Annotated in this window: 22 protein-coding genes; 14 read left to right on the top strand and 8 right to left on the bottom strand. The window is 52.1% G+C overall.

Going from position 1 to position 25,308, the window contains the following annotated elements:
* Nucleotides 1–52 precede the first annotated feature (52 nt).
* A complete protein-coding gene (locus tag ACJJIK_RS00555; RefSeq protein ID WP_444931701.1) occupies nt 53–493 on the bottom strand; it encodes a VOC family protein in 441 nt (146 codons plus the stop codon).
* 74 nt (nt 494–567) lie between these two features.
* On the opposite strand from ACJJIK_RS00555, the gene ACJJIK_RS00550 reads away from it, so the two are divergent.
* Both ACJJIK_RS00550 and ACJJIK_RS00545 read left to right on the top strand, forming a co-directional pair.
* A complete protein-coding gene (locus ACJJIK_RS00550) occupies nt 568–1,734 on the top strand; it encodes an aminotransferase class V-fold PLP-dependent enzyme (RefSeq protein WP_444931702.1) in 1,167 nt (388 codons plus the stop codon).
* A gap of 62 nt (nt 1,735–1,796) precedes the next feature.
* A complete protein-coding gene (locus ACJJIK_RS00545; RefSeq protein ID WP_444931703.1) occupies nt 1,797–2,507 on the top strand; it encodes an SIMPL domain-containing protein in 711 nt (236 codons plus the stop codon).
* A gap of 69 nt (nt 2,508–2,576) precedes the next feature.
* On the opposite strand, the gene ACJJIK_RS00540 is transcribed toward ACJJIK_RS00545, so the two are convergent.
* Nucleotides 2,577–3,941, bottom strand: a complete 1,365-nt coding sequence (locus tag ACJJIK_RS00540) for an amidohydrolase family protein (RefSeq protein ID WP_444931704.1) — start codon at nt 3,939–3,941, stop codon at nt 2,577–2,579.
* An 89-nt stretch (nt 3,942–4,030) separates the two neighbouring features.
* On the opposite strand from ACJJIK_RS00540, the gene ACJJIK_RS00535 reads away from it, so the two are divergent.
* A complete protein-coding gene (locus tag ACJJIK_RS00535) occupies nt 4,031–4,642 on the top strand; it encodes a glutathione S-transferase family protein (protein WP_444931705.1) in 612 nt (203 codons plus the stop codon).
* A 41-nt stretch (nt 4,643–4,683) separates the two neighbouring features.
* Here the strand turns inward: ACJJIK_RS00535 and ACJJIK_RS00530 are convergent, their stop codons facing one another.
* Together ACJJIK_RS00530 and ACJJIK_RS00525 are read right to left on the bottom strand one after the other, a co-directional pair.
* On the bottom strand, nt 4,684–7,500 hold the full coding sequence (locus ACJJIK_RS00530) for a M16 family metallopeptidase (protein ID WP_444931706.1): 2,817 nt from the start codon (nt 7,498–7,500) through the stop codon (nt 4,684–4,686).
* Nucleotides 7,501–7,718: 218 nt separating this feature from the next.
* Complete coding sequence (locus ACJJIK_RS00525) at nt 7,719–8,807, bottom strand: Glu/Leu/Phe/Val dehydrogenase dimerization domain-containing protein (protein ID WP_444931707.1); 1,089 nt, start codon at nt 8,805–8,807, stop codon at nt 7,719–7,721.
* 513 nt (nt 8,808–9,320) lie between these two features.
* Between ACJJIK_RS00525 and ACJJIK_RS00520 the strand changes: the two genes are divergently transcribed.
* Complete coding sequence (locus ACJJIK_RS00520) at nt 9,321–11,285, top strand: VacB/RNase II family 3'-5' exoribonuclease (RefSeq protein WP_444931708.1); 1,965 nt, start codon at nt 9,321–9,323, stop codon at nt 11,283–11,285.
* Between the two features lie 124 nt (nt 11,286–11,409).
* Nucleotides 11,410–12,882 (top strand): aminoacyl-histidine dipeptidase, encoded by a 1,473-nt coding sequence (locus ACJJIK_RS00515; protein ID WP_444931709.1) that lies wholly within the window; start codon nt 11,410–11,412, stop codon nt 12,880–12,882.
* Between the two features lie 100 nt (nt 12,883–12,982).
* On the opposite strand, the gene ACJJIK_RS00510 is transcribed toward ACJJIK_RS00515, so the two are convergent.
* From ACJJIK_RS00510 to ACJJIK_RS00500, 3 genes are read right to left on the bottom strand one after another with little or no spacing between them, the layout of a single operon-like run.
* Nucleotides 12,983–13,885 (bottom strand): polysaccharide deacetylase family protein, encoded by a 903-nt coding sequence (locus ACJJIK_RS00510; protein WP_444931710.1) that lies wholly within the window; start codon nt 13,883–13,885, stop codon nt 12,983–12,985.
* Nucleotides 13,885–14,757 (bottom strand): GNAT family N-acetyltransferase, encoded by an 873-nt coding sequence (locus ACJJIK_RS00505; RefSeq protein WP_444931711.1) that lies wholly within the window; start codon nt 14,755–14,757, stop codon nt 13,885–13,887. Before ACJJIK_RS00505 ends, ACJJIK_RS00510 begins: the two co-directional genes overlap by 1 nt.
* Nucleotides 14,758–14,796: 39 nt before the next feature.
* Nucleotides 14,797–15,768, bottom strand: coding sequence for a linear amide C-N hydrolase (locus ACJJIK_RS00500; RefSeq protein WP_444931712.1), 972 nt, complete (start codon nt 15,766–15,768; stop codon nt 14,797–14,799).
* 387 nt (nt 15,769–16,155) lie between these two features.
* Between ACJJIK_RS00500 and ACJJIK_RS00495 the strand changes: the two genes are divergently transcribed.
* The 8 genes from ACJJIK_RS00495 to rdgC all read left to right on the top strand — a co-directional run bounded on the left by ACJJIK_RS00495 (nt 16,156) and on the right by rdgC (nt 22,211).
* Nucleotides 16,156–16,554, top strand: coding sequence for a VOC family protein (locus ACJJIK_RS00495; protein ID WP_444931713.1), 399 nt, complete (start codon nt 16,156–16,158; stop codon nt 16,552–16,554).
* 375 nt (nt 16,555–16,929) lie between these two features.
* Nucleotides 16,930–18,033, top strand: coding sequence for a hypothetical protein (locus ACJJIK_RS00490; protein ID WP_444943874.1), 1,104 nt, complete (start codon nt 16,930–16,932; stop codon nt 18,031–18,033).
* A gap of 94 nt (nt 18,034–18,127) precedes the next feature.
* Nucleotides 18,128–18,628, top strand: a complete 501-nt coding sequence (locus tag ACJJIK_RS00485) for a hypothetical protein (protein ID WP_444931715.1) — start codon at nt 18,128–18,130, stop codon at nt 18,626–18,628.
* A gap of 10 nt (nt 18,629–18,638) precedes the next feature.
* The gene (locus ACJJIK_RS00480) at nt 18,639–18,977 is read left to right on the top strand and encodes a hypothetical protein (RefSeq protein ID WP_444931716.1); all 339 of its coding nucleotides are present in this window, start codon (nt 18,639–18,641) and stop codon (nt 18,975–18,977) included.
* Between the two features lie 247 nt (nt 18,978–19,224).
* Nucleotides 19,225–19,695, top strand: coding sequence for a hypothetical protein (locus ACJJIK_RS00475; RefSeq protein ID WP_444931717.1), 471 nt, complete (start codon nt 19,225–19,227; stop codon nt 19,693–19,695).
* A gap of 294 nt (nt 19,696–19,989) precedes the next feature.
* Nucleotides 19,990–20,331, top strand: a complete 342-nt coding sequence (locus ACJJIK_RS00470; protein ID WP_444931718.1) for a hypothetical protein — start codon at nt 19,990–19,992, stop codon at nt 20,329–20,331.
* Nucleotides 20,332–20,493: 162 nt separating this feature from the next.
* Nucleotides 20,494–21,033, top strand: coding sequence for an alkaline phosphatase family protein (locus ACJJIK_RS00465; RefSeq protein WP_444931719.1), 540 nt, complete (start codon nt 20,494–20,496; stop codon nt 21,031–21,033).
* A 185-nt stretch (nt 21,034–21,218) separates the two neighbouring features.
* Entirely contained in the window at nt 21,219–22,211 is a 993-nt protein-coding gene (gene rdgC / locus ACJJIK_RS00460) for a recombination-associated protein RdgC (RefSeq protein ID WP_444931720.1), read from the top strand.
* Between the two features lie 50 nt (nt 22,212–22,261).
* Here rdgC and gndA read toward each other — a convergent pair whose 3' ends face one another.
* The gene (gene gndA / locus ACJJIK_RS00455; protein ID WP_444931721.1) at nt 22,262–23,782 is read right to left on the bottom strand and encodes an NADP-dependent phosphogluconate dehydrogenase; all 1,521 of its coding nucleotides are present in this window, start codon (nt 23,780–23,782) and stop codon (nt 22,262–22,264) included.
* Nucleotides 23,783–24,630: 848 nt separating this feature from the next.
* On the opposite strand from gndA, the gene ACJJIK_RS00450 reads away from it, so the two are divergent.
* The gene (locus ACJJIK_RS00450; RefSeq protein WP_444931722.1) at nt 24,631–25,113 is read left to right on the top strand and encodes a hypothetical protein; all 483 of its coding nucleotides are present in this window, start codon (nt 24,631–24,633) and stop codon (nt 25,111–25,113) included.
* Nucleotides 25,114–25,308: the final 195 nt, after the last annotated feature.

The raw sequence follows: 25,308 nt of genomic DNA, 5'->3' as shown, positions 1-25,308 counted from the left end.
AATTTCTCTTTTTTAGGCCGTCAAAATCTATCCAAGCTACAACTATCCCGAACTACCACTCGCCCTGATTTTCCATCGACATCCAGGGTTCCTGAGGGGCGAGCGGCGCTCCGCTCTGCAATAATTCAATGGAAATACCATCCGGGGAGCGGAGAAATGCCATGTGGCCATCTCTCGGCGGCCTATTGATAACCACCCCCTGATCCATCATACGCTGGCAAACCGCGTAAATATCATTCACCCGATACGCCAGGTGGCCGAAATTTCGTCCGCCCGTATAACTTTCCGGGTCCCAATTGTAAGTGAGTTCCAGCGTCGGAGCCTTATTCTCCCCAGCCGCCTCAAGATCCTCGGGTGCTGCGAGGTATACCAGGGTAAAGCGCCCTTTCTCGTAATCATTTCGACTAACAACCTGTAGCCCCAATTTTTCACAGTAAAACGCCAGAGACTCATCCAGATTGGTTACGCGAACCATGGTGTGTAAGTATTTCACCCTCTACTCCTTCCTGTTGCCAAGCTCTACAATCAGCCCATAACAAATAAATCGGCTTTTAAAGCTAAACACCTATGTATAAAAAATTCTATCGCGAGTTCCTTCAGGCACCCAGCGGCAGCCCCTCTTCTATGCTGCATATGGCTTGCCACTCCCACCACTACTGGCCCGATGTCACCCTGAACGCGGTGCAGCAGTACTGGCGCGATGCAGCGCTACTGGCCGACGAAAAGTGGGGGCCAATTTTTGAAGAGAAGATACCCCTATGGCAAGCGGCGATCGCGAAATCCCTCAACTTGCCCCGGGCAGACCTAATCGCAATAGCGCCGAACACCCACGAGTTAGTGTACCGGCTACTGAGCGCATTCGACCCCAGTCAACCACTGCGCATCCTCACCACCGACGGAGAATTCTACAGTATTGCCCGCCAGCTACAGCGCCTGGAAGAGCTGCCCCAGGTAACGGTAACAAGGATTGCCAAAGAGCCCTATGCCACCCTGGCCGAACGATTCGAGAGCGAACTACATGCGAATGAATACCACCTGGCCTATGCCAGCCTGGTATTTTTTGACTCTGGCGTGGTATTCCCCCAACTCCTAAATATCGCGGCACGAAAACCCCAAGACACCCAATTTGTTATCGATGGATACCACGGCTTTTTTGCCCGCCCTATCGATCTCACAAGCGTTGCGGACAAGGTTTTCTTTACCGCCGGCTCTTACAAGTACCTCGGCGCCGGCGAAGGCCTGTGCTTTATGACGATTCCCGCAAACTGCACCCTGCGGCCACTCAATACCGGCTGGTTCGCAGAAATGGCCGAATTGGAAAATCGCTCGGGAGAAGTGGGTTATAGCGACAATTGGCTGCGCTTTGCCGGGGCGACCATGGACTATTCAACCCTCTATAAAGCCCTGGCTATCTTTGATTTATTCCATCGCGAAGGGATTACCATAGAAAAAATACATCGCTATGTTCGCGATGCGCAAAGCCGCTTCCTCACCAGTATGGATAACTCAAACCACCCCATCTTAAATCGCAGCAATTTGATTGCTCACGACCTGGAAAAAGGCCACGGCCATTTCTTTACATTTGACTGTTCACGAGCGGAAATTTCACACGGGGTTCAGGAGGAACTCAAAGCCCGAGCCGTTCTGTGCGATCGCCGCCAACAGTTTCTGCGGCTGGGATTCGCCATTTACCACGATAAAAATGAAACTTATCAGCAAGTATTTAACTCTTAAACCAATACTCAGCTGCGATTCAGCAACCGAGTATAGTGGCACCCAATGGACAAGGAAAAATGATGAAAGCAATAAAAATTTCGGTAACGTCTCTCCTGGCACTACTCGTTGCAGCCTGCGGTAATGAGTACACAGCGGAGAAACAGGGAACCCTGGTCTCCATCACTGCGCGGGGGGAGGCCAGTCAGATGCCCGATATCGCCACAATTTCTGTGGGGGTGGTGACTGAATCGGAAGACAGCAAGCAGGCGATGCGCGATAACGCCAGGCAGATGGAATCCCTAATGGCCGCGATCAAAAAGTCGGGCATCGATGACAAGGACAGCCAAACCACCGGTGTCAACCTGTCTCCCCGCTACCAATACCAGAAAAACAAGACCCCGCGTATTACCGGTTACACTGCGCGCAATACTGTCCGCGTGAAGGTTCGCAAGCTGGATGAACTCGGCAAAGTCTTAGACAACCTCACAGCTGCTGGTGCCAATCAAATCAACGGGCCGAGCTTTGAAATTGGCGAACCCGGCCCGGTTCAGGCCAAAGCCCGGGAAAAAGCCCTTGAGGACGCCCAGGAGCGCGCTGACATATACGCCAAGGCACTGGGCACCAAGGTGCGCCGCATTGTCAGCATTGCAGAAAACGGCAACGGCGGTATGCCCCGCCCCATGTACCGCGCCGAGCGGGCGGCGCTACAAGATAGCGCTCCCACCCCCATTGCACCGGGGGAAACCACCCTCAGCGTAAACCTGGATCTCGTGTACGAATTAGAGGATTAAGCCCAAAAGTTTTACCGCAGTGAAACCGCCTCAACACCCCGCTGTTTCACTGCCGCTCTTTTCCAGCGGCTAGCCGCTAACCCCCTGCGCAAGAAATGCATCGTCCGGCAGCTCGCTGGGCTCTTTGTAGATAACACCCGCTTTCATCACAAACAAAACCCGCTGCATTGCCGCAATATCCTCCAGAGGATTACCGGCCACGGCGATAATATCGGCTATCTTGCCCTCACCAATACTGCCGAGTTCATCTTGCACTTGCAGCAGTTCGGCGGCATTCCAAGTGGCTGAACGCAGTGCATCTGCCGGGCTCATTCCCCCCTGAACCATCAATAAAAACTCACGGGCATTATCCCCGTGACGGGTAACACCGGTGTCGGTTCCAAAGGCAATTTTTACTCCGCGCTTGTGGGCACGACTAAATGTATCCTGCATCAGCGGACCCATAGTCGCGGCTTTGGGACGCACCAAGTCGGGCAAAAAACCTTCGATCGCCGATTTTTCTGTCACCCACTCGCCAGCCATCAGGGTTGGCACAAACCAGGTGTTGCTGCGGCGCATCAGATCCATCACCTCATTATCCATATAGGTACCGTGCTCAATGGAGTCTACTCCCGCTCGAATCGCGCGGATCATTCCCTCTTTGCCGTGAGCGTGTACGGCTACGGTAAAGCCATAGTCCCTAGCAGCTTCAACAATTGCCTCCAATTCATCCGGCATAAACTGTGGGTTTTGACCGCTCTTTGCCACACTCAAAACCCCGCCGGTCGCAGTGATCTTGATCAGGTCTGCGCCGTCTTTATAGCGCTGGCGGATCGCTTTTCGCGCGCTGATCGGCCCATCGATAACACCATCGACCGGCCCCGGATTCCCCATCAAATCCTGCCTGAGCCCATTGGTGGGATCAGCGTGCCCGCCGGTGGTTGCAATTGTCTTGCCCGCCGTATAGATACGCGGGCCCTCCACCAAACCGTTGTTGATTGCATTGCGCAAACTCACGGTTACATTATCGTGATCACCGAGATTTCGAATGGTGGTAAATCCAGCCTGTAGCGTACGGCGAGCGGCATCCACGCCGCGCAGGGTAAAGTCGGCGGGGCTCCAGCTGAAAGATTCCATATAGGCACGGGGCCCAAACTCGTAAGTTAGGTGGCTGTGCATATCCATCAAACCCGGTAAAACCGTATATTCACGCAAATCGATCAAGCGCTCCCGATCGTGTCGGGCAAACCCTTTCTGCACAGAGTCGACCCGCCCGTCGACGATATGGATGGTGCGATTTTCCAATAATTTTCCATTACTGCTATCAAATAATTTACCGGCGTAGATAGCAACGCTCTCAGCCCCCGCCTGGCAGCTAAAAAGCCCGGCAAATAGCGACAAAGCCACGGCGGCTGCGCGGTTGACAAAGTAGCTTCGGTTGGTCTTTGTTGTCATTGTCGTCCCCAGTAGATCTCTTTTAGATTCTTAACGTCCTTACCAAGATCGCACAATCTACGCAATTACTCAGGCGAGAGGAAGACTCTATGAAAATCTATGAATTTGCAGTAGCGCCAAACTGCCGGCGTGTTCGTATGTATATGGCAGAAAAGGGCTTAGACGCAGAATATATCGCTGTCGATATTGCTAAAGGGGAGAATCTTAGCTCAGAGTTTCGCAGTAAAGATATCAACAAAAAAGTGCCAGTGATGGAACTGGATGACGGCACTTATATCGCGGAATCTGTAGCTATTCAGCGCTACGTTGAGGAACTGCACCCAGAACCGCCCCTCTTTGGCCGCGACCCGAAAGAAAAAGCCCAGGTAGAGATGTGGAATCGCCGCGCCGACTTCAACCTTATGCTGCCTGTGACGATGTGCTTCCAGCACGTTGCCGGTTTCTTTAAAGACCGTATGAATATCTATCCCGACTTTGGCGAGGATGCGGGTAAGCGGGCTGTTACGTTTATGGACACACTCGACAGCCACCTCTCTGATCACGAATTCTTGGTCGGTGACTATTTTTCAGTAGCAGATATCAGCATGGTATGCGCTCTGGATTTCGGCAAAGTGCAAAACCTCCGCCCGGACCCCGCAAAACACTCGCACTTAATCCGCTGGCGCGAGCAGCTTAAAGAGCGCCGCAGTTTTAACGCGTGATTGTTGCGGCCCCGCCCCAATAGGGCGGGGTACATTGCAAATCAGTCTTTGGCGGGCAGCACCTCTACGGGACCAATATCCAACGCTTCAACCTCATCTTGGATCTTGCTCAGGTCCCCGACAATTACCCAGGTAAATTGCCCTGGCGCAAGGTATTCCCGAGCGGCTGCCTCCACTTGCTCCTTGTTTAGGGCTGAAATCCGCTGGGGATATTCAGCGATATAGTCCTCCGGTAACCCCTTTTCCAGCTGCCAATTAATACTGGACAGCAACTGCCCCTTGGTCTGGAAGCGCGCACTCTGCTTGAGCATTTCATCGTTCTGGTAATCCTCAAGCTCTTTCTCAGTGATAGGACGGCCACCCAAGTAATCTTTATACTCCTTGAGCAGCTCTTTGATTGCCGGGGCCGTTTTATCGGTTTGCACCGGGGCAAACAGGATATAGGGGCGCTGCCCCTCAGTATCCAGGGAAACCGCGCGGGCACCATAAGACCAGTGTTTATCTTCACGAAGGTTCATATTGACCCGGGAAGTAAATTTTCCGGCAATAGTATTAGCCATCGCATCAAAAGCCTCGGCGCCCTGCGGCTGCCACGGCGGCATCAACAGACCCGCCATAATATAGCTCTGCTGTGCGCCGGGACGATCGAGTAAATAGACACGGGCTTTTTCCGGGCGCGGCACCTTGGCAACTTCGATTTTGGCAAGCTCCGTTTTAGGAGCCGTCCACTTGCCGAGAGTTTTATTCAAAAGCGGCTCAATCTCTTTCTCGGTCACATCCCCCACGATAACCAGAGTTGAATTATCCGGGCGCACCCAGGTTTTCTGGAATTTCAGCAGGTCTTCACGGGTTATAGACTTAATCCCCTGCGGTGTACCCGAGCCGGTCAGGGGGGAGCCGTAAGGGTGATTTTTTCCAAACAATAGCGGTGGCAGTTCACGCATAGCCAGCCCCTGGGGCTGGGCCTTTTCCTGCGCTATTGCATCCAATCGATTGGACTTAACCCGCTCCAGGTCAGACTCGGGGAATCGAGGCTCAGTGACCACCTTTTCAAATAGTTCCAGCGACGGTTCCAGCTGGGTTTTGAGCGCACTCATACTGATATTGTTGTAATCGAGCCCACTGCTGCTGCCAATATTTACACCGAGCTCTTCTGAGCGGGAACTAAACTCCAGGCTATCCAGGTCGCCGGCACCCTCATTGAGCATTTGCGCCGCAACTGAAGCCAGCCCCGGTTTATTTTTATCTGCGGAGGCACCACTGCGAAATTGCAGATTCATCAGCACCACCGGCGTATCGTGGCGCTCCGCCAGAACCACCTTTAAACCATTTTTCAGGGTGAATGCTATTTGTTTTGGCAACTCCAACTCTACGTTTTTATCTACCTCTGGCAGCTTACTGCGGTCGGCCCCCTCCGCCGCTGCGGTATACTTCTGCTGCGGCGCAATAATTAAGGTGTAAGAGTCCTCTTTTAGCCACTGTCGGGCCACTTCTTGAACCTCGAGAGCAGATACCTTGGCGTAATCCTCGACACCTTTAACCAGGGCTCCCGGATCGCCGAAGTAAAATTCAGAGCGGGCAAGAATATCGCTCTTACCGCCAAAGCCACCGGTTTTTTCCAGTCCTTTTACCAGTCCGGCAAATTCACTCTGCTTTACGCGGCGCAATTCCTCCGCACTCACACCATTTTTGGCGAATTGCTTGAGTTCTTGGTTGAGTAAATCTTCGACCTTCTGTTCAGACTGTCCCGGCTTCACATCGACAATTATTATCAACTGCCCGGCCAGTTGGCGACCGTAGTAAAAAGCGCTAACACTGGTTGCCACCTGCTCATCGCGTACCAAGCGGCGATAGAGAAGGGAATTTTTTCTGTTGGCGAGAAGGGACGTCATCAATTCCAGCGCATCTTCCACTTCACTCCCGACCGCAGGTACGTTCCAAACCTTATAAATACGAGTTTGTGGTACCTGATCGTAAACGACCTCCCGCTTTTTCACTTGGGTAGGCAGCTCCCAGTTTTTAATTCGCGGCTGCACACCGGTACTCGGAATATCGGCAAAATACTTGCGCGCCTTGGCCATAGCTTCTTTGACCGTGACATCCCCGGCAATAACCAATACCGCATTGGCGGGCTGATAGTGGTCCTCAAACCACTTTTTTACATCCTCAAGGCTGGCGTTATCCAAGTCTTCCATCGAGCCAATCGGTGTCCACGAATAGGGGTGCCCCTTGGGGAAGGTGCTTTTGGCAATAATATCGAACGCTTTGCCATAGGGGGCATTCTCCCCCTGGCGCTTTTCATTCTTCACCACACCACGCTGCTCATCCAGAACCTCCTGGGTGATCGCCCCCTTGAAGTGCCCCATTCGATCGGACTCCATCCACAGAGCCATATCCAGGGCGCCCTTGGGTACGGTGGCGAAATAATTCGTGCGGTCATTGTTGGTTGTGCCATTCATATCGGTGGCACCAGAGCGCTGGAACGGTTCGAAATACTCACCGGGGAAGTTTTCACTTCCGTTAAACATCAAATGCTCAAATAAATGAGCAAAACCGGTCTTACCCTGCGGCTCATCTTTAGAGCCCACTTTGTACCAAATATTGGTGGAAACGACCGGGGCCTTGTGGTCCTCGTGCACAATTACCGTCAAACCATTGGGCAGCACTTCTTTGTGGAACGGAATATCCAGCTTTGGCGGCGGGACATAGGCGCCCTTATCTGACGCCGCTGCCTTACTGCTAGCTGCGGCTTCCCTATCCACCGAAAGCGCGTGGGGCGTATCATCGCTGGACTGCCCACAAGCGGAAAGACCGCTAATCGCAATGGCAACGCTGATCAGTAGCGGACGCAGGTGCATATTGTCACTCCCTTTTAAAAACTGCGGCTTGAGGATGGCAAGTTTAGGCCAGCTTTACTCTCAGTGTCAGCTAAACCTTTCCCCATCGACAAATTTACAAAAATTCCAGGCAAAAAAAATGGGCACCGAAGTGCCCAAGTCAATACATCACAGAGAGAAGCGAAGTGCTAATCGCCCAAGGAATCAGCCTATCAACCCTACTCCCATACTAAAAAATCTTACGCAGCCACAGTACCGGACTTACCTTCGGCCTCTCCTGCCACTGAGTGGTGACCAAAGCGCTCCTCGGCAACTCGATCCGCCACGTGGGCGGTAGTCTGACCGGTTTCATCGGCGCGCTGGAACACTTCTTTCATCGTGTTGCCGATCTCTTCGATATGAGCGCGCACTTCAGCGGCGTCGTAATCACCTTTCTGCTGATAGTACACATCGATAATACCGCCGGCATTAATGACATAGTCCGGTGCGTACAGAATGCCTTTTTCACGGAGCACCTCGGCGTGGCGCTCTTCTGCCAACTGGTTGTTAGCGGCACCGGCAATGGCCTGTACCTTCAAGCGGCTGATGGTGTCGTCATTGAGAATGGCGCCCATCGCACAGGGAGCGAACAGGTCTACGTCCAGGTCGAAAATTTCGTCGGCGGTTACGGCTATCGCACCCAGCTCAGTAACCGCGCGATCGATATTGTCTTGGAAAATATCGGTCACGAACAGTTCCGCACCGGCATCTTTCAGCAGCTTGGCGAGGCGGAAGCCCACATTGCCAACGCCTTGAATAGAGACTTTCAGGCCGCTCAGGTCTGTTCTGCCCCAGCGGTGCTCTGCCGCAGCTTTGAGGCCCACAAACACACCGTAAGCCGTTGAGGGAGAGGGGTCACCGCCGTATTCGGAGCCCGCAAACAGGCCGGAGACAAATTCGGTTGTCTCACCGATTACACTCATATCTGAAACACTGGTACCAGAATCTTCAGCCGTAATGTAACGGCCGCCGAGGGTATTAATAAAGTCACCCATGGCGCGCAGCAACTCGGGGGTTTTTTCTTTACGCGGATCGCCAATAATTACGGATTTTCCGCCGCCCAGTTTGAGGCCGGCCATTGCAGACTTGTAAGTCATACCGCGGGAAAGACGAAGGACATCATTCAGGGCCTCGCCATCATCGGCGTAGGGCCACATACGGCAGCCACCGAGGGAGGGACCCAAATTCGTATTGTGTACCGCGATGATAGCCTTCAAGCCACTCTTTGCATCTTGGTAAAACGCCACTTGCTCGTGTTTATCGTAGGCGGAATGGGAAAAAATACTCATTAACTGTTCCTCTCCGGAAGGCCGGTTCTACAGCTGGGGAACAACCACAGCCCTTATCTGTTTTTATGTGGGGTAAGATTATATCCAGCTCCCACAGACAAAGTTTGCATATTTTGCACACATGAGCGCTGTAATAGCGAAAATATCATCTGATAGCAAAATTTTTAGGACACCCTTTCACACCAGAACAACCTGGGCCGCCCAGTCATTAAACTGGGCGGCCGGCTCCACACCCCGATCCCCCTCCGACTGAGAGGGGGGCTCCCCCATCCCCCAGCACTGACGGCATGCCTATAAATTCCCTATAACCACCCCTGGAGAGAAAATCATTTCTCTATAAAGCCCCCACCGGGAACCGCTTTTAACATCCACCCTAGCGCTCCCTTTTTTCCAAAAGAATTTGAAAAACTCATAACACTGGCAGCTGAGAGCACTTCTGCGCCCACCTCGTTACACCCTCTGCGCATGGTCTGGTAGAATCCGCGCCCAAATCGACCCATAGAGATAAACTCGATGCTGAATGCCGACGCTCTGAAACAACTTTCGCAACTGAAAACAGATATCCGCTCCAGTAAGGAGTTTGCCGAGGGCCGGGTTCGCGGCAGTAACGGCAAGTTTGGCTTTGTTGAGTTGGATGACGGAAGGGAAGCCTTCCTACCTCCCAATGAAATGGAGCGTGTATTTCCCGGTGACCGGGTCCGAGTCAGTCTCTCTGAAGAGAACAAGGGGAAACTCGCGGCGGAGCTCGACGCACTGATCGACAGCCAGCTCGACTATCTCGTTGGCCAATACGTACAGCGCGGCCAGGGCCACTTTATCCAACCCACGCAAAATGGCTTGTCCCGCTGGATCTTTCTTCCGCCCAAGGCTCGGGGCAAAGCCCAGCCGGGAGAATTCATCGCCTGTAAAGTAAACCGCCACCCGTTCAAGGACGGCAGGGCGCAGGCCAAAGTGGAAACCGTGATCGGCAAACCCGATATGCCCGGCATTGAGCACGCCTATGTGGTCGCTCAATTTAAACTGCCGGAACAATTTGCTGCTGGCGCGCAAAAGCAAGCGGATACGATTGCCGAAAAACTGAGCGCAATTACCGCTGAGCGCAGCGACCTTTCCGAACTGGGCTTCGCGACCATTGACGCGGAGAGCACCCGCGATATGGACGACGCCCTGACCGTCAGCAAGCGGGATGGCGGCTGGACCCTACATATCGCTATCGCCGACCCGTCCTCGGTGATCGATGAGAACAGCCCGCTGGATAAAGAAGCGTTTAATCGCGCCCACAGCCAGTATCTGCCCGGCGAAACCCTGCCGATGCTGCCGCGCAACCTTTGTGAGAACCTGTTCTCCCTGGTCCCCGGCGAATTGCGCCCCGCCCTGGTGATCCATATCGATATCGACAGCGATGGCAGCATCGGCAATAGCCGCTATGAATTTGCCGCTATTCGCTCTCAGCACAAACTGAGTTATGAGCAGGTTAGCCGCTTTATTGAAGGCGACGACTCCGCTGTACCCCAAGAGCAACAGGACAGCCTGCGCAATTTGGCCGCAGTCTACGAAGCCCGCGCCGCCTACCGCGCCAGCCACTCACTGGCCATGGAAGATCGCCCGGACTACGAAATTCGCCTGAACGACCAGCGCAAGATCGAGCATATCGAAAAGCAGGAGCGCAATATCGCCCAGCGCATGGTCGAGGAGGCAATGCTCGCCACCAATATCAGCATGGGCGGCAAACTCGCCGAGATTGAGCAGGGCTGCTTCTCGGTTCACCTGGGCTTCCGTGAAGAGCGTATGGGCGAGGTTCGCAGCCTGCTGAAAGAACTGCTGCCCGAACAGGCAGAGGCCGATCTAAGCCAGTTGGAACACTACCTGGCACTGGTTAAGCAGCTGGAAAATCATGAAGAGCCCCAGATGAAGAACCTGCTCGCCGTGCTCAAGCGTATGCTGCGCCCGGGACAGCTCGACAACAAGGCGGGACCTCACCTGGGACTGGGCCTAGAGGCCTACGCCACCGTCACCTCTCCAATTCGCAAGTACAACGACCTGCACAACCACCGCGCACTGCGCGCTGCCGCGCAGGATACAAAAGCGCCCTCACTGGCCGATGACAAGATTGAGGCCCTGCAAGAGAGCCTGATTCGCGGACGCCAGGCAAATCGCGCCCTGGAACAATGGCTCTACGCCCAGTTTATCGAAAGCAAAGTCGGGCAGGTATTTTCAGGGAAAATTACCTTGGTGAACGGTGCCGGCATTGGCGTGCGACTCGACGATTTTGGCATTGACGGCTTTGTGCGCATGAATGGGGACAAGAAGAATTTGCCGGCCTTCGATGGCAAGCAGTTGATTCTCAGCCACAACGAACAGAGCTTCCGCTTGGAGCAGGAAGTTTTCGTTAAGGTGGCATCTGTCGATGTCGACAAGCGACGCATCGCTTTCGAGCTGAGCGCTGCACAAGCTAAAGCCGATACGGCTCAACAATAAAGTCCAGTCTGTTTATCCAAGCCCGGCTCTCGCCGGGCTTTCCCGCCGGGGCCCCAAGCCCAGCGCCTGTGATCGGCCAGCTAACCCACAGCTCCGGCATCAATAGAATATATCGAGGCCACTGATGAGCAATATTGCTACATTAAACCCCACGCCACTGTGGGCACACTTCGCCAAACTCTGTGAAATTCCACGTCCCTCCAAACATGAAGACCGCGTAGTGGAATATATTGTCAACTTCGCCAAAGAGCGCGACCTCGGCGTTCAACTGGACGAGATCGGCAACGTTATTATTAAAAAGCCCGCCACCCCGGGTATGGAAGACCGCAAGACCCTCGCGTTGCAGAGCCATGTCGATATGGTGCCGCAAAAAAATGCAGATACTGAGCACGACTTTCTCACCGACTCCATCAAACCCTATGTCGATGGCGACTGGGTAACCGCTGAAGGTACCACCCTCGGTGCAGACAACGGTATTGGGGTTGCCGCTATTCTGGCGCTGATGGAATCTACCGATATTCCCCACCCCGCCTTGGAGGCCCTGCTGACAATTGACGAAGAAGCAGGCATGACCGGCGCCAAGAATCTCAAGCCTGGCTATTTTGAAGCTGACCTGCTCCTCAATCTGGATACTGAAGATGAAGGCGAGCTGTATATCGGCTGTGCCGGCGGTGTCGACGTCAATGTCAGCCTGCCCTATACGCCAGAAGCGATCCTGCCCGGTGCCGAGGCAGTAAAACTGTCTGTGCGCGGTCTCCGTGGCGGGCATTCAGGCCTGGATATCGACAAGGGCCGAGGCAATGCCAACAAGATCGCAAACCGCATTATCCACGCCATTCTAACCCAGGTCCCCGAGCTGCGTATTGCCAGCCTGGATGGCGGTAGCCTGCGCAATGCGATTCCCCGCGAATCCTTCACAACCCTGGTCGTACCTTCAGTAGCGGTCGATAAAGTACAGGAAATTGTAAAAAGCGAAAGCGCGCAAATTGCCCGTGAACTGGACAACGAAGCGGCACTGGATATCGCCCTGGAAGCTACCGAAACTCCAGCCAACACCCTGGACGCCGATAGCCAATTGACCCTTATTCGCGCAATCCGTTGCTGCCCCAATGGCGTTGAACGAATGAGCACTGCTCTCGAAGGCATAGCGGAGTCATCCAACAATTTGGCCCGCGTTGTAACTACGGAGGAAAACGGTGAGCATCGAGTAAAAATCCAATGTCTTGTCCGCAGCCTCTCCGACAGTGCCCGCGACCAACACGGTCTCAATGTCGCCGCCACTTTCCAGCTGGCCGGTGCGGAGACAACACTGGACAACGACTATCCGGGTTGGACCCCGAACCCCGAATCTCCGCTGCTGGCGATGATGAAAGATGTCTATAAGGATATGACCGGCGAGGATGCCGAAGTGAAGGTTATCCACGCCGGCCTGGAGTGCGGCCTACTGGCCAAGCCCTACCCCAACTGGGATATGGTTTCCTTCGGCCCCACTATTCGCCGCGCCCACTCCCCTGAAGAGAAGGTACACATCCAGAGCGTGGCCAATTTCTGGGATTACTTTATCAAAGTGGTCCAGGCCATCCCCACCCGCGACTAAACACTCAAATGGGTCCTGGGTTATCCCAGGGCCCAGCCCTTACCGCCCCACCCAGTCCCGTACAGGGGCTCAGCACGGCACACACCGCGCCCTCCTCTTTTTAGCGTCTAAAGCTGGAGAAGTTTGAAATCCAGTGCTGCGCAACATCTTTGCGGCGGCACACCCAGACTGACTCAAAACTCTGGATATATTTCAGAAACCGGTAAACCCCTGTAGCCCGGGCAGGATGGCCACTGACCCGCCCGTGTAGACCGACACTCATTAACTTGGGGCACACACTCCCCTCCCGCCAAAGTTGGTCGAAAGCGCTTTTAAGCAGTGAGAAGAAATCGTCGGCTGTCGTACAGCCACTGGGCAGCAAGTACTGTATATCGTTGTTGACCAGGGTGTAGGGAACCACCAACAGTGGGTCAGCTTGCTGCCCCCAAAAGGGCAAGTCGTCACTATAGGAGTCCGATGTATACAGCAGCCCCTCAATTTCCCGCACCAGCGATCGGGTGTGGGCACTCACCCGCCCCGTATACCAGCCAAATGGCGGCCTGGTGGTTAACTGTTCAATCACCTTAACGGTGAGTTGAATATCGTGTTTTTCACGGCCTTTAGGGCTATTTTTATAGTCAATCCAGCGGTACCCGTGCCCCGCTATCTCATGGCCCCCAGTCACCAACGCCTGGGCCAAAAGGGGGTTAAGTTCCAGCGCCTGCCCCGTAGCAAAAATGGTTAAGGGCACATTAAAACTCTCAAAGATATCGAGAAGCCGCCAAACCCCCGCGCGCGAACCGTATTCATACATACTCTCCACACTGAAATCCCGCCGCCCAACTCGTGCGGGCCTACCCGGGAGTTCATGCAGGTAGGATTCAGATTCCCGATCACCGTTCAGCGGGCTGGACTCGGAGCCCTCCTCCAAGTTCAAGACAAATTGAACGGCTATACGGGCCTCGCCAGGCCAGTGGGGGTGGGGTGGGCGGCCGGCGTAACCCTCCAAGTCTCTCTCGTACATTAACCCAGCTCAAAAGTAGTCACACCAAAAATGCGCTCTTGAGCCATATCTGGCACTGGCCCCAGGTACATTTTCGCACAGCCAAAAACCTCCTCCATTCCATAGTGCTTCGCCAGAGACATAGCCGCAGTGTTATTTTCTGGCACATCCAAAAAAATAGGCCCATCATCTGCAAAGATGGCCAGTCGCTTCAGCAGTAAATCTGCCACTTTGTAACTATCTGCAAACAGTGGGCCGACTTTAAACCCATCGCGGCAACGCCTAATCACACCATAACCACAGAGATTGCCAGACTGAACATACCCCAAACTCAATGCCTCAGGCTGTGAAATCCACGCTTTGAGAAATACTTGCCGATCTGCGGGAAAGCAGGTCCGGTCATAGGCCATTAACTGATCGAAGGGGACCTCACTGAGCGGGACAACTTCAGCGGGGCATCTACTGTTTTCACCCCCAAGGGCCGACGGTTCAACACGATAGCGGAGATCGCGATGGGAAAAGTTAAAACCACCGCGAGCATAGTAGTCCTGCATCGCAAATACCCCGTCCATAGCAATACTCGCATCCGGCCTCAAGCGGGCTTTTAACCGGTCTCGGCGAAAATGCCAAAGCTGATTACCCAGCCCGTGGCCGCGAAATTCAGGCCGGATAATAAAAAAGCCCATAAAACCAAAACTATTACCATAAGCGGTGATGGCTCCACCACCGATTAATTCCCCCTGTATCTCCGCTGCGATATAGGCTTGCGGGTCCGTTTTCCAAAAAATTTCTGCATCATGCAAACCCGGATTCCAGCCTTCAAGCGCAGCCCAGTCAACCAGCAAATCCAATTCTTTACGGGTCATCGCCCGAGTGGTCAATGCTTCATGCATAAAGTTGAAATCCCATTGATATCGTATTTCCTCAACCACTTAAGGGGTGAGGAATTTAAAGGGTTTTGACGGCCTCAATTTAGACAGCACATCTCCACCGCTGCTCATCGGGGCATTCAGCTGCATAGACATTATTTTATCCCCCGGCGCGATAGAAACACTCGCCATATCCAACCATATTACCGATGGGTTGATCACAGAATCAAAATAATAGCGCTTATTTTCCTGATCGATAACCGAGTGCCAAAGGGTTGAAGCGATATTGGGTTCATCTGGGTCATCCATTCCCAGGGGTACACTGACAGCGCGAATTTGGGAGAATGCCGATGCCAGTGCAGCGCGAGGTTCCTGGTATTCTCGCGATACGGCTAAAGCATAGCTCGCCCTTACAAAGCGATCTGCTGCGCTAATCGTCCCCGGCAAGAAGTTCTGCCCCCCGATCAACTCCCAATAGGCATTGATAGCCCGCTGCTGATCATAGGGTGGTGAGTTAGTCATTATGGTGAACTGTTTGCCGTGATGGATTTTTAGCTGACCATCAATATGCTCAAAAATAGCGGAGTCCCCGCTGGGATCAGAAATGGCAATATGCGCACTAGCCGGCTTGCCATTGGGTAAGTTCGCGCCGACCACAGTAAAAGGCTCTTTTTGCATTTCTTCTACCGCTTCTTTTACTGTTGCATAGTTATCCAAAATATACTGCAACCAAGCTCCGACAGAGATCGCTGGCTTGCCCCGTACAGCGACATTCCCGTAGTTCGCCTCCGCTAAATACAAGAGGTTACCTGCCAGCCCTTTTTCATTGAATCCATCCGAAGTAGCCGCATCGTAAATGCTGATAACGATTGAACCATATTCTGAGGTCCAGCTAATAGACGCTGTCCCCACACCACCACTGCGCTGCATACCTTTAGGGAAAACCCAAAAGCGCATTATCGCATCAGTATCACTCCAGTCCATACTGCGCGCGGTAATATAGGTATCATTACCCCCTACAATATACGTGTACAAGCTGCCGCAGCCACTGACTCAAACAGGCACAATATCACAACGAGAAAACCCACAGCGACTCGCACCCTTACAGCTAAAAATGAAATCATTTTCATTTTACTCAACTCCGCCCCAATCAATCAGTTAACCTTCAATGCCATTTCACCCGCCCAACAAGGAATCGATGAGCAAAGCTAAGTATTGGCACCACTTTCAACTCCAGCACTTTAAACAAAAGATAGTTTCTGTAGACTTTCAACCCGATAAAACCGGGAAATCTTTCACTTATAACATTAAAGAATTATTTATAGGCTCGTTAAGCTGAATAATTTGATCAGTCATCACAATAGTGTTTCTACCAAACAATAAAAACCCCACTAAAAATACAACTCAGCAACGGGGCTTCCCATGAATTCAATTGGCAGACTGGTAATTCTGGTTAACAACTATGAAGAGGCCATTGCTTTCTATTGCGACAAACTGGGATTTGAAGTTTTTATAGACTCTGAAGTAGCATCCCAGAGATTTGTACATATTCGCCTGCCAACACAAAAAGATATGGGCATATGGCTACTTCAGACAACTTCTGACAAGCAACAAAAGAAAGTAGGCGCACAAACTGCCGGACAGCCCTGCGCCGTTATCTATACGGATAACTTCGACAGAGATTATAAAAAGCTTGTGCGCAATGGCGTCCACTTCAATACCTCTCCCGCTTTTCATGGCGGAGCAGAATTTGCACACTTTGCAGACCTCTACGGCAACGAATTCATTTTGGTAGAGTTCCAAACAGAAACCGCCGTGTAAATTTTCACCGATCGCGCTAGCGGATATGGCGCAGAGATTTGTACAGCCCGCATCGCTCTACTTCTCTTAGGCAAAGATAAGGCGCACACCTAATCAATAATTTTTAATTATTTGCGTATTTACATCTTGCTTCGTATCACATATAAATCGAGCAAGACTCAGTCGATGAGCACCATCCCCCATGTCTTCCGCTCAGTGAAAAAATGTTCACTGGTCGAAAATTCGGCACCGGGACGTGCCGCAGCTAGCTACAGACTAGTGCGCACTCAAGTATTAGAAAACTCACCTGCTGAAATCGCCACCACACTACGAACAATGGCACAGGTAAGCCTTGCCAAAGGCGGCTCCTGCAAGATACAGCCAACTGGAATAACAATGAGAAGAAGCCTGATTATGCTGGTACCCGGATTGACCAGGGTTACCAGCACCGCTCAACTATCAGAATTCACCGAGGGACTGATCGCAGCCAGTGAGCGCATGCCGCTCACTAAAATCTCCGACCCCTCTGTTCCCGCCGGAATCAGCCGTCTGAGGATCAGCGATACGCAGGAGCTCGATCTAGTCGAGGCCTACTGGAACGATTTGGTTCCCAGTATTACCCAGCAGAGCCTGAAAGTCCGCCTCGCCCGGGGCTTTTCCCTGATCTGGTTCTGGCTGGCTAACCTGCATATCTGGAAAGGTGTCCTAAAACGAAAGTACCTGACATTTGGCCTAACCCTTTCAGCACTGACCTTTATTGTTTGGTACCTTGGCACCATTATCTTGTTTGTCGAAGCCATTGAACCCAGCAGTGACAGCCCATTTTTTCCCGCTATCCAACAACTCAAGCAGGGGGTCGAGTATATAGGCGGCTGGCGTGTCTGGCTGATTGCCACCGCAGTCGTTGCCCTTATGCCGGTCTCTCTGCTGGTGGATATTTCCGACTTCTGTAAGCGCTATCTCACCAATGAGCCAGCTGCCAAAGGCAAACCGGCAGTGCGCTTTGAAATTATCCGGCGGGTTAGGGAACAATTGGAAAGCAGCACTCAGCAATATGAGTACGATTCTGTCACTATCGTCGGGCACAGTTTTGGCAGCGTTGTCACCGTAGACCTGTTCGCCGATCTCCCGCCAATCGGAGTCCCCATCCGCATTCTTACAATGGGTTCCCTGATTGAGGTTTTGGCGAAGCAGGCGCCCTGGCTACAAGGTGAAGTTGAGCAATTGTCAAAGAGAGAGGATTTGGTCGAGTGGATTGATATCAAATCTCATTCCGACTGGTTTGCCAGCGGCTCTGCGGTACCAGCGCGTCACCATTGCTACGAACGAATTATCGGATCTTACGGTACATTCCCCGACAAGCTGGCAGCCCGGGTACACTCCCGCTATTTTGACAATCAAGAGGCCGTTCGCTTATTGCTCACATATTTTGAAAAACAAGTTACACACAATGCTGCAACGCCAAGCAAGAAAATACTGGAAACAGCATCAAGCGAGTAACGTGAATATTCTGCCACTCATAGCCGTGCACAACCGAAGTATTTAGTGGCAGTCCAGCTCGATCACTACCCAATAAAACCAAAGGGAGATTTTTATGTTAAAACTGTATCCGAAAGCAGCTTTTATACTCCTGGCCTTCCTGGCGATACTCGCCAGTGGCTGTTCACAAATGGCCCCGCGCTACGATGCCGCCCTCTACTCCGATTTAACCAGCATCAATGTAGAGCTAATGGAATTTTTCTCCTCGGTATCCAGGGGTACTGACAAAGATTCTTACTCAAAAAGGGACAAGAAATACCACGCTTTAATCGGTAGAGTGGAAGCTCTGGCAATGCAGTCAAACACTCGCCCAGCACCTGAGAGTAAAGCGCTCAAAAAGATTAATGAATACCTGAGATCCACCGGCAGGGAAATTAGCTTTGAACGGGTGCCTCCCAGTGTCGCATCACTAGAAAAGATTTCCGAAAGCTTGAATATGATGCGCACAGCAGATGAAGACCAAGGCCTAAACGCTACGGCCGTCTCTCTTTTTAAAAATGAAGTTGTTATCTCTATGGACCAAGCACTCACCTACGAATCCTTTTTGAATCGCTGAGGAAATGAAAATGTCTATTGACGTTAACCAACTCATTATCGATATTAAAGGGGCCGCTTCTGCGGTAATCAACAGTGATATTACTGAACTGAGGGGGTTTTCCGAGCGCCAGTTATCCGCATTGGCACTACAAACCAAAATGATAGCCAAAGCAATTCTATCTGGAGAGATTTCTGATGAACTGAAGGATTATTTCCTCGACTCCCTCGAAGATATGACCAAGAACTTCGCCAACACCTTGCGGGGGCTCCTGGTAGTGACTATTGAAAAAATTTGGAATGCCATTATCGGAGTTATTTGGGGAACGATTGAGGCTTGCACCGGCATTCCACTCAAAATCGCCACATAACTTCCATTCAAACAGGGCTGGGACAACCCAGCCCCAAGTATACATAGCCACAAGTCCCCTCTTACCCTCTCACTCATATTAAAGCTCAAGCGCCACGCCCTCCTATTAAAAAGAGAAAAGAAAGGCATACACCAGTCAAAAGAGTTTAACTCCGCTGTAAAGAATATTTCATCAAGACCCGTCACTGTAACCGCGCCAATCAAGCCACTGACTAGGCCTGTTGAATCATGACATGCTGGGGTTTCCGATGAATACAAACAAAATCTGCCTAGCAGCCGCTGAAGAGCTCAGCAATATGCCAATAGAAGAAGTGATGGTAGTGGGATCGACCAGTACCTTTAACCGCAGCGAAATCTCCGAGGCGATACACAAGCAGCAGTCCTCCATCATCAACGTCAACGCCCTGATCGACAATCTCCCCGGTGTTTCTGTCAATAAAGGAGATACTTACGGCTTTGACGACTGGCCCACCAATAATTGCCTACGACGACATTCACAAAGACAACTACCAACACATCCATTCAGACACTCAATTCGAAGTATTTTCAGCAAATTTACTGCTGACCGCTATGTCGACCTGGGCAATAGCTGGATTACCGATGCCTACCTGGGGATTAATCTGGAAGATTTTAGCCCGGCACTGCAGGGCGCCAACCTGAATTTAGCAATCAATAACTTACTGAATGAGGGTTGCTTGGGCAGCGTAGTTTCTGGCTGAGCCTGGATTCGCATCCCACGCACAGCCTCAGCCACTGTTGATTTCCAGAGTGTTTTAGCGGCAGCACAATCGGCCAGTAATACTGATCAATTGCATCTGCGGCACCGAAAGCAATAGGATAAAAAATAATTTCGCCTTCAATTTCCAGCAAAAAATAAACGCAAATATTTTTATTTAATTAAGACCAACCCATAACCGCAAAGCACTACAAAGAGCTGACTCAATGGAAAACTGATTACTGTAGTCCTGACCCTATTTCTATCCAGCCAAACCCTCGCCGCAGACAACTTGGTATTGGTCACTATTGACAGTTTGCGCTGGCAGGAGGTATTTTCCGGGTACGACAGCGAGCTTCTCCACCATGCGGGGCTCACTAAAAACAAAGAAGACCTGATTGATAATTTTCACGGCGATTCACTCGATGAAAAACGCCAAAGACTTCTGCCTTTTATCTGGCAAACAGTCGCTAAGAAGGGAGCTTTGATTGGCAACCGCACCAGGGGATCTGAAGCAAAAACTACCAATGGCTGGTGGTTTTCCTACCCCGGTTACAATGAAATATTAACCGGTTCCGCCGATCCCAGAGTCAACAATGACGAGCCACTCCCCAACGCCAACACCACCTTTCTCGAATAGCTAGTCAACAAACCTGAGTTTACAGATCGTATCGCTGCGTTTGGTAGCTCGGGCGCTTTCTCTTCGATTATTAACCGTGAGCGCAGCGGTATTTATATCAATGCCGGCCCCGAGGCGGCAGACTGGCCCAAACTGACCCAAAGAGCTGTATTTCTCAACGACTTGCAAGGGCAACTGCCGGTTTTCTGGCAAAATGTGCGACCCGATGCCTTTACTTACGGATTTGCCAAGGAGTATCTCATCAGTGAAAAACCCAGGGTAATGTATATTGCCCTGGGGGAAACCGATGATTTCGCCCACGATGAGGAGTATCACCACTCAGCCCATCGCAACGACGTGATACTCGCGGGCCTCTGGCAAACACTCCAATCCCTGGATCAATACCGGGACAATACCAACTTAATCATTACCGTCGACCACGGGCGCGGCAATACCGCAGAGTCCCGGTCCCACCACGCCAGCGGCCCAGCTCTGACCCAGCATTTCAGCAAACGGGATCACCCCCACAAAGCGGGTATACCCGGCTCCAGTGAGACCTGGATTGCAGCACTCAGCCCCGATATTAAAGCCCTGGGCGAAGTATCCGGGGGAGATGCGGTCTTTCAGGATCAAATAGCGGCAACCGCATTAAAACTCCTCGGCTACCGAGCCCAGGCGTTTTCACAGGATGCCGGCGCGGCGATCGATCACATTATCAAATAACCTCTAGTCGAACCGATCCCACAGGCTCGACTGTACAGGCCCTCACCGCCTTGGGGTGGCAAAGTTCTGGCACTGGCTGACAACGAATAACGGCCAGCAAATTAGTACCACAGGCCCTAGCTGCCCCGCCTCAGTTTCCGCATAATGCAGGCCGCACTCGCAACTGAAAACCGATGGCCTGATGTATGTGGTTTAAAAATCTCCGTATTTATCGTTTGACGAAAGAATTTTCCCTGGATGCTGAAAAATTGAACGAATTGCTGGAGCCCCACGCATTCGTCCCCTGCGGCAGCCAGGACAGTACACGCTATGGATGGGTGGCTCCGCTGGGTCGTCACGGCAGCCAGTTGGTACACGCAACCAATGGCTACCTGATGGTCTGCGCCAAGAAGCAGGAAAAAGTAATTCCTGCTGCGGTAGTGAACGAGAAAGTCGAAGAACTGGCGCAGGCAATTTCCGCAAAAGAAGCGCGGCAAGTGGGCCGCAAAGAGCGGCAAAATCTCAAAGACGAAGTACTCCTTGAGATGCGCCCCAAAGCATTCGCTCGCTCCCGCCTGCAATACGCCTATATCGCCCCACAAGATGGCTGGGTAGTGGTAGACGCAGCTTCCGCCTCCGCCGCTGAGGAACTGCTGGAAAATCTCCGCGAAGCTATCAGCAGTCTCGCCGTGGTACCGCTCTCCGCGAAGAATCTGCCACAGCAGACTATGACCCACTGGCTCAGCGCCCCTGAGGCACCGCTGCAATTTGATTTTGGCCATGAATGTGAGCTGCGCGACCCCAAGGACAGCGGCAGTGTTATCCGCTGTAAAAACCAGGATCTCTGTGCCGAGGAGATTCACAACCACTTGGTGGCCGGACTACAGGTACACAAGCTGGGGCTAACTTGGCGCGGCGGCGTTGACTTTCTGGTAGACGACCAGTTATCTCTGAAGCGTATAAAGTTTAGCGACGAGCTGCTGGAGAAGGCCGATAGCGCCGATGCCGAAAGTGCAGCACAGCGGTTTGATGCGGATTTTGCGGTAATGACTCTGGAAATATCAGCCCTGACCAAAGACCTGCTCACGGCCTTCGGCGGTGTAAATACCGAGTCGGTCAGTGTTGAGGAGCTGGTCGCCAAAGCCAGCCGCCAAGAGGCGGAGGCCCTGGCTAAAGAGGTGGAAGAGGTCGTACTTTAACAACCTCATGCAGTGATACGTACACACGGGCACGTATCACTGCCCTCTTATCAGATCTCCACCATCGGGCGGCCAGCTTCAGTCCACTGAACGTGATATTTGTTCTGCTCAGGCTGATCCACCCGCGCAAAGGTATGGGCGCCGAAGAAATCTCTCTGCCCTTGCAGCAGGTTTGCCGGCAGCGATTCGGTGCGGAACGCATCGTAGTAGTTGAGTGCAGATGACAGAGCGGGCACCGGGATGCCATTCAGAGTGGCGCTCGCCACTGCTTGGCGCCAGTTGGCCTGGTGATCGGCAATCTGCTGGGTGAAGAAGTCATCCAACAGCAAGTTGGAAAGCTTGGGATCGCGGTCGTAAGCATCGCTGATCGATTGCAGGAATACGGCGCGGATAATACAGCCCGCACGCCAAATTCTAGCGATCTCAGAGAAGTTCAGCTGCCAACCCTGCTCCCGCGCCGCCAGCTTCATCAAATCGAAACCCTGAGCGTATACGCAGATTTTTGCGCAGTAGAGCGCATCGTGCAGTTGCGCGATTACCTCTTCCCGCTGCTCTCGGGCCACAGGCATCAATTCTGGCCCCTGTAACTTCTTCGCCGCACGGGTGCGCAAGACTTTGCGGGTCGACAGTGAACGGGCATAAACCGCCTCGGCAATACTCGGGGCAGGACAGCCCACCTCCAGGCTGCTCATAGCAGTCCACAAACCGGTGCCTTTTTGCCCGGCGCGATCGAGGATAACGTCGACCAGAGGCTTCTCTGTTACAGAATCCAGAGTGGAGAGGACTTCTGCACTGATATTGATCAGATAGCTATTCAGCGGGCCTCGGTTCCACTCCCGGAACACCTCGGCAATTTCCTCTGGAGCCATACCCAGTGCCGTACGCATCACATGATATGCCTCGCAGATCATCTGCATATCGGCATATTCAATACCATTGTGCACCATCTTCACATAGTGGCCGGAGCCTATCGGGCCGATATAGGCTGCACAGGGCTCGCCTTCACGGACCGGGTTGCCCGGCTCAAAGCGCTCAATCGGCTGGCCGCTGGTTTTATCCACCTTGGCGGCAATCGCATGCCAAACGGGCTCGATACGGCTCCAGGCATAGCGGTCACCACTGGGCATCAGGGATGGCCCAAAGCGAGCACCCACTTCGCCACCGGATACTGCGGTGGTGAAGAAAATCAATTTGCCCTCATAGCGCTTGGCCCGCTCTACGGAGTCGGTCCACAGGCTGTTACCGGTATCGACAACGATATCGTCAGCTTTCAAGCCGGCGTCAAGCAGCTTGCTGCACACATCATCAACGGGGTCTCCGGCCGGAACCGAGAGAATAATCAAGTGCGGGGCTTTAACCTTCGCCAACAGCTCTGTGTAAGAGTTGCAGGCTTCAACACGTGCGGGCTGGTCGCCACGCTCTTTCTCGTCCTGCTCCAGCAGCGCATTCAGCCGGTTGTGATCCAAGTCAAAAGCACAGACCCTGTAGCCGTTATCGGCCAAGTTCAGGATCAGGTTCTTACCCATCACACCGGCGCCGATAAAGCCAATATCGCACTGTGAATCAGACATCAAGTTCTCCATATAAAGAAAGGGGGCTTTCAGGGGCGCGGAGTATAGCAACATGAAACGAGTGCCGGGAGAGCAAAAGCCCCACAAAACAGTCCGCTTCGACGCTAATGCCAGCCTAGCGGGATGTTAAATAGCAGTATGAATACACGGCCAGGTTTTTATGGTCATATCAGCATCGCATGTCGACTTACCTTTTGGCGACGCCGCTTCGGATAAGAACACCCAGCAAAAGTGTACAGGCAATCTTTTGTGGTTGACGGCAACCAGCCTTGACCAACCAGTCCAAAGCTTACCTGTCAGTATCCTTGCCAGAGAAACGAGAAGTAATACTGAGATCAATACAACCTCTGCAATAGCCCCGAAGCCCAACCCCACTTAAGGCACCGCTAAACCACTCCACTCTGTCTCTGCAGATTATTTAAAACTTCCGCTACCCTTTTCCCCGGCAAACTAGACTTTCCACAACAACCCCCCAGGGTGGTCAATTAAAAACCAGCAAATAAGCCCCCCATAACTACCAAAAGAAAAATTAATAAAAAATAGAGCAATTAATCTTTTAGTAACAAAAAATTCAAACTCGCACTTATCTATAAAACTTTTTTTATAATTGTCGAACCTGAGCAGACCCAAACCGAATAGAGCAGACAAGCAAGTCTCAGAACAAATAGAAACACGTCGTTTTCCCCCAACTCATGCCCCCCAAAAATAACCAATTACGTCTTTTATTGGTGGGAGGCGCATGCCTTCCTGCGATATGAGAGCTTCTAAGCGCGGCGCATGAAAACAGGCAACAGCCAAGTAATGTGTCGACATCAAAAACTAACAGAGATATAAGGAATACTATTATTATGAAAAAGATCCTTACCGCAGCAACTATCTGCCTAGCCTCTTTTGGAGTGAGCGGGCTGGCTAATGCAGAAACCTGGTCACCATCAGGTGCTATCGGCCTTGCCAATGTCGGCACCTTCAGCGTGCAAAAAGGCATTGCGCTCAACTGCACACTCTCTGGCAGTGTGAATTCAACTGGGGGCTCTGCCGAGGTAGGCAGCCTGGCGCTATCAGGTGGATTCCTCAATATTTGTAGTAGAATCTCATTTAACAACCTACCCTATGATCTGATAGGCAATGCCAACAATACTGTAACAATTAAAGATGTATCCGTTACGGCGATAACCGGCTCATGCGCTGGGGACCTGACCGGATCATTTAATCAATCAAATGGACAAATCACCTTCAACAATGCTCAAATTCCCAGTGTCGGTTCGGGCAGTGCATGCGAAATTGATGGTGTAATCTCGACCAACCCTCAATCCTCCTATACAGTGCCCTAAATCAATGTCTAGCTGATTGACAGCCCCAAATATCACCAGCAAAAGCTGGTGTATTTGGGGCTCACCTCACTAATATATAAATTGACTATCCGCCCGAAGAATCACCGACTTCACTTTTAAATGCCAAGAACTCGGGGAATCGCAACACCTTGAGGAAACAACGGCAGCCCCGTCCCCCTAATAAGAGAAAGCTGT

The sequence above is a fragment of the Microbulbifer regidiadema (SeqCode) genome (assembly GCF_052466995.1).
This window is presented reverse-complemented; position numbering and strand designations above follow the sequence as displayed.

What these genes read in the sequence shown, in the direction of transcription:
- ACJJIK_RS00485 (WP_444931715.1), top strand. Translation starts at nt 18,128, where the DNA reads ATGTTAAAACTGTATCCGAAAGCAGCTTTTATACTCCTGGCCTTCCTG.
- ACJJIK_RS00535 (WP_444931705.1), top strand. Translation starts at nt 4,031, where the DNA reads ATGAAAATCTATGAATTTGCAGTAGCGCCAAACTGCCGGCGTGTTCGT.
- ACJJIK_RS00530 (WP_444931706.1), bottom strand. Translation starts at nt 7,500, where the DNA reads ATGCACCTGCGTCCGCTACTGATCAGCGTTGCCATTGCGATTAGCGGT.
- rdgC (WP_444931720.1), top strand. Translation starts at nt 21,219, where the DNA reads ATGTGGTTTAAAAATCTCCGTATTTATCGTTTGACGAAAGAATTTTCC.
- gndA (WP_444931721.1), bottom strand. Translation starts at nt 23,782, where the DNA reads ATGTCTGATTCACAGTGCGATATTGGCTTTATCGGCGCCGGTGTGATG.
- ACJJIK_RS00475 (WP_444931717.1), top strand. Translation starts at nt 19,225, where the DNA reads ATGAATACAAACAAAATCTGCCTAGCAGCCGCTGAAGAGCTCAGCAAT.
- ACJJIK_RS00515 (WP_444931709.1), top strand. Translation starts at nt 11,410, where the DNA reads ATGAGCAATATTGCTACATTAAACCCCACGCCACTGTGGGCACACTTC.
- ACJJIK_RS00495 (WP_444931713.1), top strand. Translation starts at nt 16,156, where the DNA reads ATGAATTCAATTGGCAGACTGGTAATTCTGGTTAACAACTATGAAGAG.
- ACJJIK_RS00520 (WP_444931708.1), top strand. Translation starts at nt 9,321, where the DNA reads ATGCTGAATGCCGACGCTCTGAAACAACTTTCGCAACTGAAAACAGAT.
- ACJJIK_RS00450 (WP_444931722.1), top strand. Translation starts at nt 24,631, where the DNA reads ATGAAAAAGATCCTTACCGCAGCAACTATCTGCCTAGCCTCTTTTGGA.
- ACJJIK_RS00480 (WP_444931716.1), top strand. Translation starts at nt 18,639, where the DNA reads ATGTCTATTGACGTTAACCAACTCATTATCGATATTAAAGGGGCCGCT.
- ACJJIK_RS00490 (WP_444943874.1), top strand. Translation starts at nt 16,930, where the DNA reads ATGAGAAGAAGCCTGATTATGCTGGTACCCGGATTGACCAGGGTTACC.
- ACJJIK_RS00540 (WP_444931704.1), bottom strand. Translation starts at nt 3,941, where the DNA reads ATGACAACAAAGACCAACCGAAGCTACTTTGTCAACCGCGCAGCCGCC.
- ACJJIK_RS00525 (WP_444931707.1), bottom strand. Translation starts at nt 8,807, where the DNA reads ATGAGTATTTTTTCCCATTCCGCCTACGATAAACACGAGCAAGTGGCG.
- ACJJIK_RS00545 (WP_444931703.1), top strand. Translation starts at nt 1,797, where the DNA reads ATGAAAGCAATAAAAATTTCGGTAACGTCTCTCCTGGCACTACTCGTT.
- ACJJIK_RS00505 (WP_444931711.1), bottom strand. Translation starts at nt 14,757, where the DNA reads ATGCATGAAGCATTGACCACTCGGGCGATGACCCGTAAAGAATTGGAT.
- ACJJIK_RS00550 (WP_444931702.1), top strand. Translation starts at nt 568, where the DNA reads ATGTATAAAAAATTCTATCGCGAGTTCCTTCAGGCACCCAGCGGCAGC.
- ACJJIK_RS00510 (WP_444931710.1), bottom strand. Translation starts at nt 13,885, where the DNA reads ATGTACGAGAGAGACTTGGAGGGTTACGCCGGCCGCCCACCCCACCCC.